This window comes from Sphingobacterium sp., from assembly GCF_032065005.1.
Taxonomy (GTDB): domain Bacteria; phylum Bacteroidota; class Bacteroidia; order Sphingobacteriales; family Sphingobacteriaceae; genus Sphingobacterium.
The window spans coordinates 84,630-99,084 of sequence record NZ_DAMBMM010000012.1; the positions used below are offsets into that span (position 1 = coordinate 84,630).

The following is a 14,455-nucleotide window of genomic DNA, read 5'->3' on the forward strand; positions in this document are numbered from 1 at the left end:
TTTTTTTGTCTATGAATTGGTCAAATGTTTAAATCAATATATTAAAATATATGATTAAGGTAAATATCTTTACGAAAGTTTTAAGTTTTATTCTATTTATGGGACTGGGGAATAGCCTCGTTATTGCGCAAAGTGAAGTGAGGAACCTGAGTTTGGAGGAGTGCTACACTTTAGCCCGCTCCAATTACCCACTAATCAAGCAACAGGATCTCATATCAAGAACCAATGAGTTTTCCTTGGATAATGCACAAAAGGCTGTCATGCCCCAGTTGTCTGTGGCCGGTCAGGCGACACATCAATCTGATGTGACCTCGATGCCCATTAAGCTTCCCAATATGGAGATTCCAAGCATTAGCAAGAGTCAATATAAGGTTTATGCTGAGCTGACTCAATCTTTGACCGGTCTTTTGAATCTCAAGGACCAAAAGGAAAATCTGAATGCCAATACTGCCGTCGAAAACCAAAAGGTTGAGGTGGAAATGTATAAACTAAAAGAAAGGATCAATAACCTTTATTTTGCCTTATTGCTTTTGGATAGACAAAAAGAACAGATTAATCTGAGTGTTCAAGACCTGCAGAGTGGCATTGAAAAAATGGAAACTGCGGTTGCCAATGGTGTCGCGCTCAGGAGTTCTGCTAGTAACCTGAAAGCGGAAAAACTGAAAGCTGAGCAAAGAATTACAGAATTGGATTTCAATAAGAGAGCTTATCTGGCAGTTCTAGGTGTAATGATTGGTCAACAGCTTGATCCAGACACCAAATTACAGACTCCTGTTTCCTTGCAATGGAATAATGAAATCCATAGACCGGAACAGACCTTGTTTTCTTTACAAAGGAAATCTCTTGATGTTCAGAATAAATTGATTGACAATAAGTCTTTGCCACAATTTAGCCTCTTTGTTCAAGCTGGTGTTGGGCAACCGGCATTGAATATGCTAAATCCCGAAACGCAAGGCTTCTATATTGCGGGATTGCGTTTGGCTTGGAACCTGAACAGTTTCTATACCCAGAAAAATGAAAAGAATATCATAAAGAACAACCAACGAATATTGGATGTGCAGGAGGAAACTTTTCTATTCAATACAAAAATGAACCTTGCGCAACAGCAAACAGAGCTGTCTAAGTTTCAAGAATTGCTGAAAACCGATCAAGAGATAATTGACCTTCGGGAGCAGGTAAGGAATTCTACATTGAACCAGTTGAATTATGGCACTGCCAGCAGCAACGATTACCTTATTTCGGTGAATGTGGTGGAACAGGCAAAACAAAACCTTGCCTTGCATGAAGTCCAACTCATAATGGCACAATATAACTTACAAACAACATCTGGAAAAGCAGAAAACTAATCATAATGAAAAGACTGAAAATTTTTTTGTTCCTAAGTACTGGAATACTGGCTTTGGGATCCTGTAAAAATGATAAAGATACCTTCGATGCCTCAGGTAGCTTTGAGGCAATTGAGACCATCATTTCTGCTGAGGCGAATGGAACTATCAAAGAGTTTAACCTAGAAGAAGGGGACCAGTTAGCCGTGGGGCAACAAATTGGTTATATAGATACGGTGCAGACCTATCTGAAAAAGCGCCAATTAGAGGCTCAGGTTGGTGCTGGATTAAGTAGGAAACCGAATATCCCAGTCCAGCTATCTGCCATTAAAGAACAAATTCAGCATCTTGAAAGGGAGAAAATAAGGACCCAAAACCTGATTGCTGGTGATGCTGCGACACCTAAGCAGTTAGATGATATCAATGCGCAGATCAAATTGCTCAATAGACAGTTAGAAGCCCAACAATCCAGCCTATCGATTTCTAATCAAAGTATCGGGAAGGAAGTCGTGCCTTTGGAAGTGCAGATCTATCAATTGGAAGATCAATTAAAGAAATCGAAAATCGTGAATCCAGTCCAAGGGACTGTCTTGACTAAATATGCCGAAGTGAACGAAACTGCAGGCATGGGAAAACCACTGTATAAGATTGCCGACCTGTCCAGCATGATATTGAGGGCATATATTACCGGCAATCAGCTTCCAAATGTCAAGCTGAACCAAAAGGTTCAGGTGTTGACTGATGATGGAAATGGTGGATACCATACTTCTGAAGGGATCATTACTTGGATTAACAGTAAAGCAGAGTTTACTCCGAAGACCATACAGACCAAAGACGAAAGGGCCAATCAAGTCTATGCTATCAAAGTAAAAGTGAAGAATGATGGAAGGTATAAGATCGGCATGTATGCTGAAATAAAGTTTATCTGATATGGATATGGTGCAAGTAGTTGATCTGGTGAAAACCTACAATAAAGGTGCACTCACCGCAGTAGATCATGTGGATATTTCTGTGAAAAAGGGTGAGCTATTTGGTCTAATTGGTCCGGACGGAGCAGGGAAGACGAGTATTTTCAGGATTTTGACTACCCTCTTATTGCCTACAGAAGGCTCCGCAAGTGTAGCAGGTTTAGATGTTGTCAAAGACTATAAGCAGATCAGGAAGCTAGTTGGCTATATGCCCGGTAAATTTTCACTGTACCAAGACCTAACCATTGAGGAGAACCTTAATTTCTTCGCTTCAGTTTTTGGAACTACAGTTGAAGAAAACTATGATCTGATCAAGGATATTTATGTGCAGATCGAACCATTCAAGGATAGACGGGCGGGCAAATTGTCTGGAGGAATGAAACAAAAACTAGCCCTGTGCTGCGCCCTGATCCATAAACCCGAGGTTTTATTCTTGGATGAACCAACAACAGGAGTGGATGTGGTGTCTAGGAAAGAGTTCTGGGACATGCTAGCGAGGCTTAAGGATCAAGGTATTACGATCTTGGTTTCAACCCCTTACATGGACGAGGCTACGCTTTGCGAGCGTATTGCCTTGATACAAAACGGCAAGATCCTAAGCGTTGAGACTCCAGAAGAAATCATAAAGCAATATCCAGATCCTTTGTATGCCATCAAAGCTAATAATATGGGCAAACTATTGGTTGATCTCAGGAATAATCCCAATATCAAAACCTGCAATGCCTTTGGTGAGTACCATCATATCAGTTTCAAGGAAGATAACGGTCATGCAGAAGAAATGCTGCTGAAATCTCTAGGAAATCAAAGCCATCTGGGATTGGATATCAAGAAAATCAAACCCAATATTGAGGATTGTTTCATTAACCTAATGAACTAACATGACAGACGAAGTTGTAATAAAGACAGATAAGCTCACTAAGAAATTTGGTGATTTCATTGCGACCAACTCCATCAGTTTTGAGGTCTATAAAGGTGAAATCTTTGGTTTCTTGGGTGCCAACGGTGCAGGCAAAACCACCGCCATGAAAATGCTTTGCGGTCTTTCAAAACCAAGTTCTGGAAATGCCAATATTGCTGGTTTTGATATCTATAAACAGACGGAGGAAATCAAGAAAAACATAGGCTACATGAGCCAGAAGTTTTCGCTTTATGAAGATTTGACGGTTAATGAAAATATTGATTTTTTCGGAGGTATCTATGGCCTCAATTACAAGCAGCTGAAAGATAAGCGGACTGAACTGCTAAAGACCTTGGGTCTGGAAAATGAAGCCAAAAAATTGGTAGCCTCCTTGCCCTTAGGATGGAAGCAAAAGTTGGCCTTCTCCGTCGCTGTTATTCACGATCCAAAGATTGTTTTCTTGGATGAACCGACTGGGGGAGTGGATCCCGTTACCCGAAGGCAGTTTTGGGACCTGATATATGCTGCGGCTGCACGTGGAATAACCATTTTTGTGACTACCCACTATATGGACGAAGCGGAATACTGTAACCGGATTTCGATGATGGTGGATGGAGAGATAAAAGCTTTGGATAGCCCGTTAAATCTGAAAAGAACATATAAAGCGGAAACCATGGATGATGTGTTTTATGAACTGGCTCGCGCCGCTAAAAGGAAGGGAGATTAGATGAAACAGTTTATGTCCTTCGTTCGTAAGGAATTCTACCATGTGTTCAGGGATAGAAAGACTTTACTGATGTTGTTTGGATTGCCGATCGTGCAGATCGTATTGTTCGGATTCGCCCTGACCAATGAGGTTAAGAATGCAAAAATCGTGATCTGCGACTATTCTCAGGATATAGCCAGCCAGGAAATAACGAGAAAGTTTGAAGCCAATCGGAATTTCCAAGTCACGAAATCCTTGATGAGCTATGAAGATATCGAGGACTCCTTTCAAAAGGAGAATATAAAGCTAGCTGTGGTGTTTCCATCAAAGTTCAATGAGGATTTAATGCACCTGAAAAAAGCCCAAATCCAAGTGATCTCGGATGGTTCTGACCCGAATACGGCGAGTACCCTTCAGAACTATGCAAATGCTGTCATTATGGATTATCAAATGGACCTGATGCAGGGACAGGAAATGCTTAATTCCATCAATACCGAATTGAGGATGCTCTATAATCCCGAGCTGAAAGGAGCGATGAACTTTGTTCCGGGTATTATGGCATTGGTGCTCATGTTGATATGTGTGCTGATGACAGCAGTTTCTATCGTGAAGGAAAAAGAAATGGGAACAATGGAGATCTTGTTGGTTTCCCCTTTTAACCCCTTTTTGGTGATTGTTTCTAAAGCACTTCCATATTTCATGTTGTCATTGATCAACCTGGCAGTTATCCTGATCATGGCCGTGACGCTCATGGGCATGCCAATTCATGGAAGTCTTATTTTGTTGGTCGCTGAGAGTGCGCTGTTGATCATCTGCGCCTTGTCAGTAGGGCTTTTAATTTCCAATGTCACGAACTCCCAACAGGCAGCAATGCTGATCTCTATGATGGGGATGATGCTGCCGATCCTGTTGTTTACCGGTTTTATGTTCCCTATCGAAAACATGCCCATGCCATTGCAGCTGGTATCCAATTTGGTTCCATCAAAGTGGTATTATATCATCGTAAAATCCATTATGCTGAAAGGTCTTGGAATTACTGCCATATGGAAGGAAACCTTGATTCTGGTTGGGATGACAGTTATCCTCTTGGTATTAAGTTTGAAAAATTTTAAAACAAGGTTAGAATGAGATCATTGTTGTTTTTGTTAAGAAAAGAGTTCAAGCAGATCTTTAGAAATAAAGCGTTGCTTCCTTTGATATTTGTTGCACCGATCATGCAATTGATCATTCTACCTTTTGCAGCGGATTACGAGGTGAAAAATATCAATGTTTCTATCGTGGACCATGACCATTCTCCGGCTTCACAGCAATTGATTGCTAAGATGACAGCCTCTGGATATTTTAGGTTAACCGATTATGGGCAATCCTTTAAAGAAGCACTGAAGCAGATCGAAAGTGAAAAGGCAGACTTAATACTGGAAATCCCGACAAACTTTGAAAAAGATCTGATAAAAGAAAAGTCTGCAGAGCTGTTTATTGCGGCCAATGCCATCAATGGAGTAAAAGCTGGATTGGGATCAAGCTATCTCAGTAGGATCATAAAGGATTTCAATGAAGATATCCGGACCAAATGGGTCAATCAAAATGGAGTTTCTGCCAATTCACTGATAGATGTCACCTCTTCCAATTGGTTCAATCCCTATCTGATTTACAATAAGTTTATGGTACCAGGGATTCTGGTCGCTTTAGTGACCATGGTCTGTTCGTATATGTGCGCCCTAAATATCGTAAAGGAAAAAGAAGTTGGAACCATTGAACAGATCAATGTAACCCCAATCAAGAAATATCAATTCATCCTCGGAAAGCTGATTCCATTTTGGATCATCGGAATGTTTGTCTTTACGGTGGGGTTATTTGTGGTCGGCAGATTTATATATGGATTAGTGCCAGTAGGCAATATGTTTTGGTTGTATGGATACTTGTCCATATACCTTATTGCGATTTTAGGTTTAGGGTTGTTGATTTCTACGATCTCCGAAACTCAGCAACAGGCGATGTCGGTCGCATTCTTTTTCATCATGATTTTTATGATGATGAGCGGCCTTTTCACTTCCATTGACAGCATGCCTCAATGGGCTTATGTGGTGACGAAAATGATCCCTGTAACATACTTCATTGAAGTGGTCCGTATGATAGTATTAAAGGGAAGTGACTTCCAGGATATCCAACATCATTTCTTGATCATTATAGGATTTGCCATTTTGCTGAATGGCCTAGCGATCTGGAACTATAGAAAAACATCATAGGGGTTTATTCAACCCCTATCCACCATTCTTTGGTGTCATTATCTTTATCTAAGTAAATAAGCTGTCCCATTTTTGGAGTCCATATGGGGACATTTTTATTTTTAGCTTCTTTGCTAATCCGGATCATAGGATCATCCCAAGCATGATTGGCAAGAGGGAATTTAGAGTTATGGACAGGAATGATTCTTTTCGCCTGTAAATCCTGAGCCGCTGTAACAGCTTCCTCCGGCATGAGATGAATGTATTTCCATAATTCATTGTATTGTCCATTCTCAAGGATAGCAACATCAAAAGGACCGTATTGCTCACCAATTTCCTTAAAATGTTTGCCATAGCCAGAATCTCCACCTACAAATACCTTCAACGAATCAGATTGAACAACAAAAGAAGACCATAAGCTGGTATTTCTCTTCAACCAACGGCCTGAAAAGTGTCTTGCTGGCGCTGCAGTGAATTGCAAGCTGTCCAGAATTAACTTTTCTCCCCAATATAACTCATGGATTCTTTCAGTAGGATAGCCCCATTTTTCGAAGTGGGCTCCAACACCTAAACTGGTCACGACATCCTTGACCTTGCTTTTCAGTTGCAATATGGAAGGATAATCCAAATGGTCGTAGTGGTCGTGGGTAAGGATAAGGATATCGATTTCTGGAAAATCCTCAGCCTTGTATTTATGGGTCATTTTGAATGCCTTCACGCTGCCTGGAATCGGGGATGCATTCCCATTTAATACGGGGTCCACCAATATTCTTTTTCCATCCAATTGCATGTAATAGGAGGAATGGCCAAACCACACATAGACATCTTGGTCTAATGGAATATTCTTTAAATCAGTAATCTCAACCGGTAATGGTTTTGAAGGAATATTCCTTTTATCCTTTTCAAAGAAAAACGACTTGAATACAGCGACTTGGCTTACACCTTCCTTAATTGCAGGTGTTTTTTCTAGGTTGTCATATATTCCATCTTTAAAAGTGGCGGTATGCTCCATTCTTTTCAATCGATCCGCAGAAGCCAAAGCGCCCATTTGATCGGACCGGCTCAATAAATATACTGCCACAGCGATGATCAAGACTAAGGCAAGGAGGATATACATAAGTATCTTAAATATTTTTTTCATGTTAATGCGGCACAATTTACAGTATTATCTGTAATCTGATTGCAATAAATGAATTAGTTAATGTATTTCGCGTTAAATACCAACAATTATGTAAAAAACAATCAATAAAAAATAAAATATTTAACGAATAGTTAAATATCATTTATAATTTTGCATTAGTTCTTTAACATAAACAGTAAGTCATGTATTTAATTGAAGATTCTTCGATCCAGTCGTTTTTTAAAACAATTAATGATTTGGACAAGAAGTATCAAGAGTACCTCGCTAATGATGGAAAATGGTTAGGCGGAGGATTTCAAAATTTGTTTTGGGTCTTACCAATAGAAGGCTCAAAAAACCTACAACTAAATTTAAAACCCGAGGTATTCATGCAATTGCCTCGACCGTTACGAAAGGAGATCAGTGGGTTAATATTGGTTGAGGGATGAAAGTGAGCATGTTTTAGCGATAAAACAAAAAAGCAAGTTAATTGATATTAACTTGCTTTTTTGTTTTCGAAGTCTTGCCTATTGGTAACCCAATAATTTCATGACTTGTTTTGAGTTTTGCTCTTCGCCAAAAACCTCATAGTTAAATGTTTCATCTCTATTTCTGCGGATCAAAACATGCTTTGGTGATGGCAGTAAACAGTGGTGGATACCTCCGTAACCGCTCAATACTTCTTGATAAGCTCCCGTATGGAAGAATCCAAGGTATTGTACTTTTCTGGTTTTCGGCATAAATACCGAGTTCATATGCGCTTCCTGGTTATAGTAATCTTGGCCATCACAGGTGATACCACCAAGGTTAACACGCTCATATTCTGAATCCCAGTTATTGATCGGTAACAAAATATACTTCTGGTTCAGTGCCCAAACATCTGGAAGGTTGGTAATAAACGAACCATCCAACATCAACCATTTCTCACGGTCGTTCTGTTGTTTTCTGCCCAATACCTTATAAAGGATACCTGAAGCCTCCGCAACAGTGTATTTACCAAATTCTGTAATGATATCTGGTTCTACTACCTCATGGTGTGCACAGATCTGCTTGATGCGGTTTACAATTTCATTGACCATGTATTCATAATCGAAATCATGAACCAATGAGTCTTTAAATGGCATACCTCCACCAATATCCAAGGTGTCTAGATCAGGATTGATCTTTTTGAATTTACAGTAAAGGGTCACATATTTCTCCAACTCATTCCAGTAATAGGGAGTGTCAGAAATACCCGAATTGATAAAGAAGTGTAATAACTTCACTTTAAAGTGTGGGTTATCTACGATCTTGCTGTTGTAGAAGTCGATGACGTCTTCCATACGGATCCCTAATCTGGAAGTATAGAATTGTGAATCTGGCTGTTCTTCCGCAGCAATACGGATACCTAAGTTACAAGGTTCAGACAGCTCAACTTCATCATCATACATGTTGAATTCCTCTTTATTGTCCAGAACTGGAATGATATTGTGGTATCCATCATGCAACATATCGACGATATATTGTTTGTATTGGTAGGTTTTAAAACCATTACAAATCACTGTAATGTCTTTGGTGACTTTTCCTTGTCTCTCCAGCGCATCAATCATGGGCATATCAAAAGCCGAAGAAGTCTCCAAGTGGATGTCATTCTTCAAAGCTTCTTCAACGATATGTTTGAAATGCGATGATTTAGTACAATAACAGTATTTATATGATCCGCGATAATTATATTTCAACATGGCTGTTTGAAATAAGATCTTCGCTTGTTGTATCTTTTTGCTGATAATGGGTAAATAGGTAAAACGTAGGGGAGTACCGTACGTTTCTATCATTTCCATCAAATTCAAATCGTGGAAGTACAATTCGTCATCGATGATATCGAATCCGTCTTGCGGAAAACCAACACTTAAGTCAAGAAATTCCTGATAGCTCTGCATTTTTTATTATTTTTGGCAAAGATATGCTTTCACGATGAATACCTAAATAATCAACGCGTTATTTTTTAAATTCATTATCAGAAAGTTACGAATATTACGAAATATTTACATGGCAAAATCAATCCAAGAGCTGCTTATTGAGAAGACAGTTGAAGCGGTAAATGCATTGTATGGAGCAGAAATCCCTGCTTCTCAACTCGCATTACAAGAGACTAGAAAAGAGTTTGAAGGTCAAATCACTTTAGTAGTATTTCCGGTTACCCGATTTTCTAAAAAATCTCCGGAAGTTACTGGAAATGAAATAGGTACTTATCTAAAAGAAAACATCCAAGAGATCAGCGACTTCAATGTGATCAAAGGTTTCTTGAACCTGAGTTTCTCTGATGATTACTGGATAGAACTGTTGAACAAAACCATCCTCCCTGATTCATTCGGAAAATATCCTCAAAACGGTAAAAAACTGATGGTGGAATATTCTTCACCCAATACCAACAAACCTTTGCACCTAGGTCACATTCGTAACAACTTATTGGGCTATTCCGTGGCCGAAATCCTTAAAGCTTACGGTTATGAGGTGATAAAAGCCAACTTGGTCAACGACCGAGGGATACATATCTGTAAATCCATGCTTGCTTGGCAAAAGTTCGGTAACGGTGAAACACCTGAATCCGCAGGTTTAAAGGGTGACCATTTAGTTGGTAAATATTATGTAGTTTTCGATAAAGAATACAAAAAGGAAATTGACCAACTGAAACAAGAAGGCCAAACCGAAGATGAAGCTAAAAAGAATGCTCCATTGATGAAAGAGGCACAAGTGATGCTCCAAAAATGGGAGGCAAACGATGCTGAGGTCATCAACCTTTGGAAAACCATGAATGGCTGGGTATATGCAGGATTTGATAAAACCTACAAACAGCTGGGTGTAGACTTCGATAAATTCTATTATGAATCTGAAACTTACCTTTTAGGTAAAGATATCATCCAAGAAGGTCTTGAAAAAGGAGTTTTCTTTAAAAAAGAAGACAACTCTGTTTGGATTGATTTAACCGATGAAGGCCTTGACCAAAAGCTGGTGCTTAGAGGGGATGGGACTTCCGTATATATCACTCAGGACTTAGGAACTGCACAATTGAAATATGATGAATTCAAGATGGATGAATCCATCTATGTCGTAGGAAATGAGCAAGATTACCATTTCAAGGTGTTGTTCGCTATCTTGAAAAAACTTGGCAAGGAATGGGCAAATGGCCTTAACCATTTATCCTATGGTATGGTGGACCTTCCTTCTGGAAAGATGAAATCCAGAGAAGGAACAGTCGTAGATGCCGATGATCTAATGGTTGAAATGATCGAAACGGCGAAGGAAAGAACAGAGGAATTAGGGAAGACTGAAGGCTTTAATGAAGAAGAAAAAACTTCGCTATACCAAACCATCGGTATGGGAGCCCTTAAATATTTCTTGTTAAAGGTAGATCCTAAAAAACGCTTGCTTTTTGATCCAAATGAATCGGTAGACTTCCAAGGTCATACCGGCCCATTTGTACAATATACCCATGCAAGGATTAAATCAGTGCTTCGCAAAGCGGAATATACTGGCGCCGATGTGAAAACTCCTGCGTCTATTTCACCGTACGAACGCGACCTGATCCAGGCATTGGCAAATTATCCTGCTATCATCGAAGCTTCTGCGCAAGAATTCAGTCCGGCGCAATTGGCTAATTATGCTTATGATCTAGCAAAACTTTATAATAAATTTTATCACGAGGAAACGATCCTAAAAGCTGAAGACGAAAATGTCAAAGGTTTCCGTCTGCAAATGTCTGCTTCGGCAGCCAGGATTATTGCAGAAAGCATGAACATGCTAGGGATCCAAGTACCGGAAAGAATGTAACTATGAAAAATCTTAAAGTCGGATTAATCGGATTTTCAATAGGGGGGCATGTTTTTCATGCCCCATTTATTGATGGCAATCCTGATCTGGAATTATACAAAGTCACTGCACGCAAACCTGAACAACAGCAAATGTTGGCCGAGCGCTATCCCAATGCTATTGGGGTATTGTCTGCAGATGATATCATCAATGATCCTGAAGTGGATATCGTAGCGATCGCTACATCCAATGATGTGCATTACAGTCTAGCGAAAGCAGCTCTTGAAGCTGGTAAGCATGTGGTCGTTGAAAAACCGTTCACGAATTATAGTGCTGAGGCCGATGAATTGATTGCATTGGCAAAAGGAAAGGGACTTCTACTTTCCGTACATCACAATGCCCGCTTTCATTCAGACTTCAAAACCGTTAAGAAAGTAATTGAATCTGGAAGATTGGGACGGGTGGTGAATTATGAAGCACGTTACGACCGTTTCAGGAACTTTTTGAGGGCTGGAGCTTGGCGTGAAGAGAACCTTCCGGGGTCAGGCATACACTATGACCTAGGTGCTCATTTGATCGATCAGGCATTGCAGGTCTTTGGAAAACCAGAGTCCATTTTCGCTGACCTCCGTGTCCAACGCGATGGGGCCAAGGCTATCGATGATTTCGAGTTTATCCTGTCCTTTCCAGGCATCAAGGTGTCCCTCAAAGGACAGATGCTGGCAAAAATCTCCACCGCTCGGTACGCTGTCTATGGAATGAACGGCTGTTTTGTAAAATGGGGCGTAGATGCTCAGGAAGCTTTATTGCGCGATGGAGCAGTTCCTGCAAATATCCAGGACTGGGGCAAGGAAGATCCAGCCTTTCAGGGTACCCTTTCCATTCTGGAAAATGGAAAAGATGTGGAAGAGAAAATTGAAAGCGAATTTGGTTCAGGCCAGGATTTCTATAAGAATATTGTCGCAGCCATCAAAGGTGAGGAAGACCTGTTTATCAAGCCTGAGCAAGCTCGCGATGTTATTCGCATATTGGAGCTCGCAGAAAAATCTTGGGCAGAACAAAGAACCATTTCTTTGGAAGGAGAGCTGATTTCCTAATGAAAGATTATGACGCGATAATCATTGGAGCTGGTGCCTGCGGACTGATGTGTGCGGTGCAGGCAGGAATGCTGGGAAAAAGGACTTTATTGATTGAACGCAATGAAAAACCTGGTGCCAAGATCCTGATCTCTGGTGGTGGTCGATGTAATTTTACAAACCTATATACCTCAACAGATAATTTCGTTTCAGAAAATCCGAAATTCCTTAATGCCGTGTTTTCCCAATGGACGGTGGAAGATACCATTACCTTCTTCGAACAGTTTGGGAATATTGAAGGCCAGGAAAAGACCTTAGGTCAGTTATTTCCAGTCTCTAATAAAGCCAAGGATATTGTCGCTGTTTTTACCAAGTTGATGTATGATACAGGACAGGATATCTGGTTAGATACCTTGGTGACTGATGTACAGAAAACAGATGCCGGATTCGAAATAAGCTATGAGAAAAACGGCAAAAAAGAAAAAATATCTGCACCTAAGGTCGTTTTAACTACCGGAGGTTTACCTGTTGCTAAACTAGGGGCATCCGATTTTGCCATTAAGCTGGCACGTAAGTTTAACCATAGAATAGTAGAAACAGCACCGGCATTGGCCCCATTGACCATTACCGGCAAAGATGCGAACTGGTATGCTTCACTTGCTGGAAATTCCGTATTCTCTAGGGTATATAACGATAAGATCTCCTTTGAAGAAAATATACTCTTTACCCATTGGGGACTAAGTGGACCAGCAATCTTGCAGATTTCATCCTATTGGAAACCGGGAGAACAGTTTACCATTGATCTTTTGCCCAAATTCAATTTGGACAACCTGATCAAGGAAGAAAGAAACAATGCTGGAAAAAGGACCATTGGGCAGTTGTTGAACGACCATTTTACCAAAAAAATGGTGGATGCACTTGGCGAGTTCCTGCCTGTTCAGCTAAAAATAGCCTCCCTGAGCAAGGCTGATGCTAAATTGGTATCAGACAGCATCCATCAATTTAAAGTGAAGCCTGCCGGCGATAAAGGTTATGATAAGGCTGAAGTTATGCGAGGAGGGATAGCCACTGATGAATTGAACCCTAGGACCATGGAAAGCAAGAAGCAGGAAGGCCTTTATTTCGGTGGCGAGGCTGTGGATATCACAGGCTGGTTGGGCGGATACAATTTCCAATGGGCTTGGGCAGCTGGTTTTGCCATCGCCCAAGATCTATAATCAGAACTTTCGGATATTAAAAAAGGCTGCAACCTATGAGGTACAGCCTTGGTAATTATTTTGGAAAAAAGTAGTTTCTTGTTCTTGGGTTTATGTGATTAAAACTTGTGCTCTAAAAGGCCTTCTTTTTTAATGTCAGTAATGTTAGCCTCTAATTTTTTTACTGATTTATTGTCAACCAAAATTTCTAGGTTCACTTTTCCTGGTTTGTCTACGGTAGTTTTGATCTTCAATGCAGCGTTCTTTGCCGGAGCCGGTCTTCTCAATCTGATTTCTCTTGGAAGTTTGTCCGTGTCTTTAACTACGATAGTTGAATCTTGACCTTTGTATCCAGTTACCACTAAAGATTTTAACTTCAAATCTTTTACCTGCGAGTTAATTCTGTAGACCACATTTACTATCTTGGTCTTTTTCTTTGTTGGTTTTGGATCCTCCTTCTTCGTGCAAGAAATAGTAGTCAATGCGCCTGCCATTGCTGTAACAGCTAATAATGTCCTTAAAAATGTAGTAGTTTTCATGTTAAGTTATAAATAATGTTTAATAAATAATTAAAAAGAACATCTCGTCGACTTATGTTTTATCATATAACGACAATAAAAATCTTCATGCTACAGCGGGATGAAAAAATATTTTCTCTTTTTGTTATTTATTTTTCAATTCTATCAAATATGTATGTTTAGCCTTATTCCATTGAATTTTTCGTAGTTTTGCACATTGAAGCAAACTGGTTCTATCGCTGCATGTTACATGGAGAGGAAAGTCCGGGCAACATAGGGCGATACGCTTCCTAACGGGAAGGCTGATTTTTATCAGACAGCAAGTGCCACAGAAAATATACCGCCCTTCGGGGTAAGGGTGAAAACGTGAGGTAAGAGCTCACGGATTTGTATGGCGACATACATCTCGGTAAACCTCGTATGTTGAAAGACCAAATAGGTTGCAAGATTAGAAAGCGGCTCGTTTTCTGCCTTCGGGCACTTGCAATGGGTAGGTTGATGGAGTCTGTGTGTGAATGCAGACCTAGATAAATGATAGAGATTCTTATTTTAGAATACAGAACCCGGCTTACAAGGTTTGCTTCTTTTTTTGATTATTGTACATTTTCTATTGCCTATAAACAAGTGTGTTAAG

General features: G+C 40.1%; 12 protein-coding genes and 1 other RNA gene. 10 read left to right on the forward strand and 3 right to left on the reverse strand.

Translation table 11 applies throughout. From position 1 onward, the window contains the following. The first annotated feature begins 50 nt into the window (after positions 1-50). The 6 genes from RT138_RS16570 to RT138_RS16595 are packed head-to-tail and all read left to right on the forward strand — an operon-like array spanning position 51 to position 6,143. Complete coding sequence (locus RT138_RS16570; RefSeq protein WP_313191568.1) at positions 51-1,346, forward strand: TolC family protein; 1,296 nt, start codon at positions 51-53, stop codon at positions 1,344-1,346. 5 nt (positions 1,347-1,351) lie between these two features. After that, complete coding sequence (locus RT138_RS16575) at positions 1,352-2,254, forward strand: HlyD family efflux transporter periplasmic adaptor subunit (protein ID WP_313191569.1); 903 nt, start codon at positions 1,352-1,354, stop codon at positions 2,252-2,254. Positions 2,255-2,261: 7 nt separating this feature from the next. Further along, positions 2,262-3,170 (forward strand): ABC transporter ATP-binding protein, encoded by a 909-nt coding sequence (locus RT138_RS16580; protein WP_313191570.1) that lies wholly within the window; start codon positions 2,262-2,264, stop codon positions 3,168-3,170. Between the two features lies 1 nt (position 3,171). Further along, positions 3,172-3,918 (forward strand): ABC transporter ATP-binding protein, encoded by a 747-nt coding sequence (locus RT138_RS16585; protein WP_313191571.1) that lies wholly within the window; start codon positions 3,172-3,174, stop codon positions 3,916-3,918. Then, positions 3,919-5,025 carry an ABC transporter permease gene (locus RT138_RS16590; protein ID WP_313191572.1) on the forward strand — a complete coding sequence of 369 codons (1,107 nt, stop codon included), beginning with the start codon at positions 3,919-3,921 and terminating at the stop codon, positions 5,023-5,025. It abuts the gene before it with no gap. Beyond that, a complete protein-coding gene (locus tag RT138_RS16595; RefSeq protein WP_313191573.1) occupies positions 5,022-6,143 on the forward strand; it encodes an ABC transporter permease in 1,122 nt (373 codons plus the stop codon). Before RT138_RS16590 ends, RT138_RS16595 begins: the two co-directional genes overlap by 4 nt. A 4-nt stretch (positions 6,144-6,147) precedes the next feature. Here the strand turns inward: RT138_RS16595 and RT138_RS16600 are convergent, their stop codons facing one another. Further along, positions 6,148-7,263, reverse strand: a complete 1,116-nt coding sequence (locus RT138_RS16600) for an MBL fold metallo-hydrolase (RefSeq protein WP_313191574.1) — start codon at positions 7,261-7,263, stop codon at positions 6,148-6,150. 506 nt (positions 7,264-7,769) lie between these two features. Beyond that, a complete protein-coding gene (locus RT138_RS16605; RefSeq protein WP_185213637.1) occupies positions 7,770-9,161 on the reverse strand; it encodes an arginine decarboxylase in 1,392 nt (463 codons plus the stop codon). Between the two features lie 109 nt (positions 9,162-9,270). Between RT138_RS16605 and argS the strand changes: the two genes are divergently transcribed. The 3 genes from argS to RT138_RS16620 are packed head-to-tail and all read left to right on the forward strand — an operon-like array spanning position 9,271 to position 13,324. Continuing rightward, the gene (gene argS / locus RT138_RS16610) at positions 9,271-11,052 is read left to right on the forward strand and encodes an arginine--tRNA ligase (protein WP_313191575.1); all 1,782 of its coding nucleotides are present in this window, start codon (positions 9,271-9,273) and stop codon (positions 11,050-11,052) included. A 2-nt stretch (positions 11,053-11,054) separates the two neighbouring features. After that, positions 11,055-12,128, forward strand: a complete 1,074-nt coding sequence (locus RT138_RS16615; RefSeq protein WP_313191576.1) for a Gfo/Idh/MocA family oxidoreductase — start codon at positions 11,055-11,057, stop codon at positions 12,126-12,128. Further along, positions 12,128-13,324 (forward strand): aminoacetone oxidase family FAD-binding enzyme, encoded by a 1,197-nt coding sequence (locus RT138_RS16620; protein WP_313191586.1) that lies wholly within the window; start codon positions 12,128-12,130, stop codon positions 13,322-13,324. The genes RT138_RS16615 and RT138_RS16620 overlap by 1 nt, the downstream gene beginning before the upstream one ends. A gap of 98 nt (positions 13,325-13,422) precedes the next feature. Here the strand turns inward: RT138_RS16620 and RT138_RS16625 are convergent, their stop codons facing one another. After that, entirely contained in the window at positions 13,423-13,842 is a 420-nt protein-coding gene (locus tag RT138_RS16625) for a hypothetical protein (protein WP_313191577.1), read from the reverse strand. Positions 13,843-14,041: 199 nt separating this feature from the next. Between RT138_RS16625 and rnpB the strand changes: the two genes are divergently transcribed. Next, positions 14,042-14,408: RNase P RNA component class A (gene rnpB / locus RT138_RS16630), an RNA gene on the forward strand. Positions 14,409-14,455 lie beyond the last annotated feature (47 nt).

Coding starts and splice junctions, on each gene's coding strand:
- RT138_RS16570 (WP_313191568.1), top strand. CDS start 51: ATGATTAAGGTAAATATCTTTACGAAAGTTTTAAGTTTTATTCTATTT.
- RT138_RS16575 (WP_313191569.1), top strand. CDS start 1,352: ATGAAAAGACTGAAAATTTTTTTGTTCCTAAGTACTGGAATACTGGCT.
- RT138_RS16580 (WP_313191570.1), top strand. CDS start 2,262: ATGGTGCAAGTAGTTGATCTGGTGAAAACCTACAATAAAGGTGCACTC.
- RT138_RS16585 (WP_313191571.1), top strand. CDS start 3,172: ATGACAGACGAAGTTGTAATAAAGACAGATAAGCTCACTAAGAAATTT.
- RT138_RS16590 (WP_313191572.1), top strand. CDS start 3,919: ATGAAACAGTTTATGTCCTTCGTTCGTAAGGAATTCTACCATGTGTTC.
- RT138_RS16595 (WP_313191573.1), top strand. CDS start 5,022: ATGAGATCATTGTTGTTTTTGTTAAGAAAAGAGTTCAAGCAGATCTTT.
- RT138_RS16600 (WP_313191574.1), bottom strand. CDS start 7,263: ATGAAAAAAATATTTAAGATACTTATGTATATCCTCCTTGCCTTAGTC.
- RT138_RS16605 (WP_185213637.1), bottom strand. CDS start 9,161: ATGCAGAGCTATCAGGAATTTCTTGACTTAAGTGTTGGTTTTCCGCAA.
- argS (WP_313191575.1), top strand. CDS start 9,271: ATGGCAAAATCAATCCAAGAGCTGCTTATTGAGAAGACAGTTGAAGCG.
- RT138_RS16615 (WP_313191576.1), top strand. CDS start 11,055: ATGAAAAATCTTAAAGTCGGATTAATCGGATTTTCAATAGGGGGGCAT.
- RT138_RS16620 (WP_313191586.1), top strand. CDS start 12,128: ATGAAAGATTATGACGCGATAATCATTGGAGCTGGTGCCTGCGGACTG.
- RT138_RS16625 (WP_313191577.1), bottom strand. CDS start 13,842: ATGAAAACTACTACATTTTTAAGGACATTATTAGCTGTTACAGCAATG.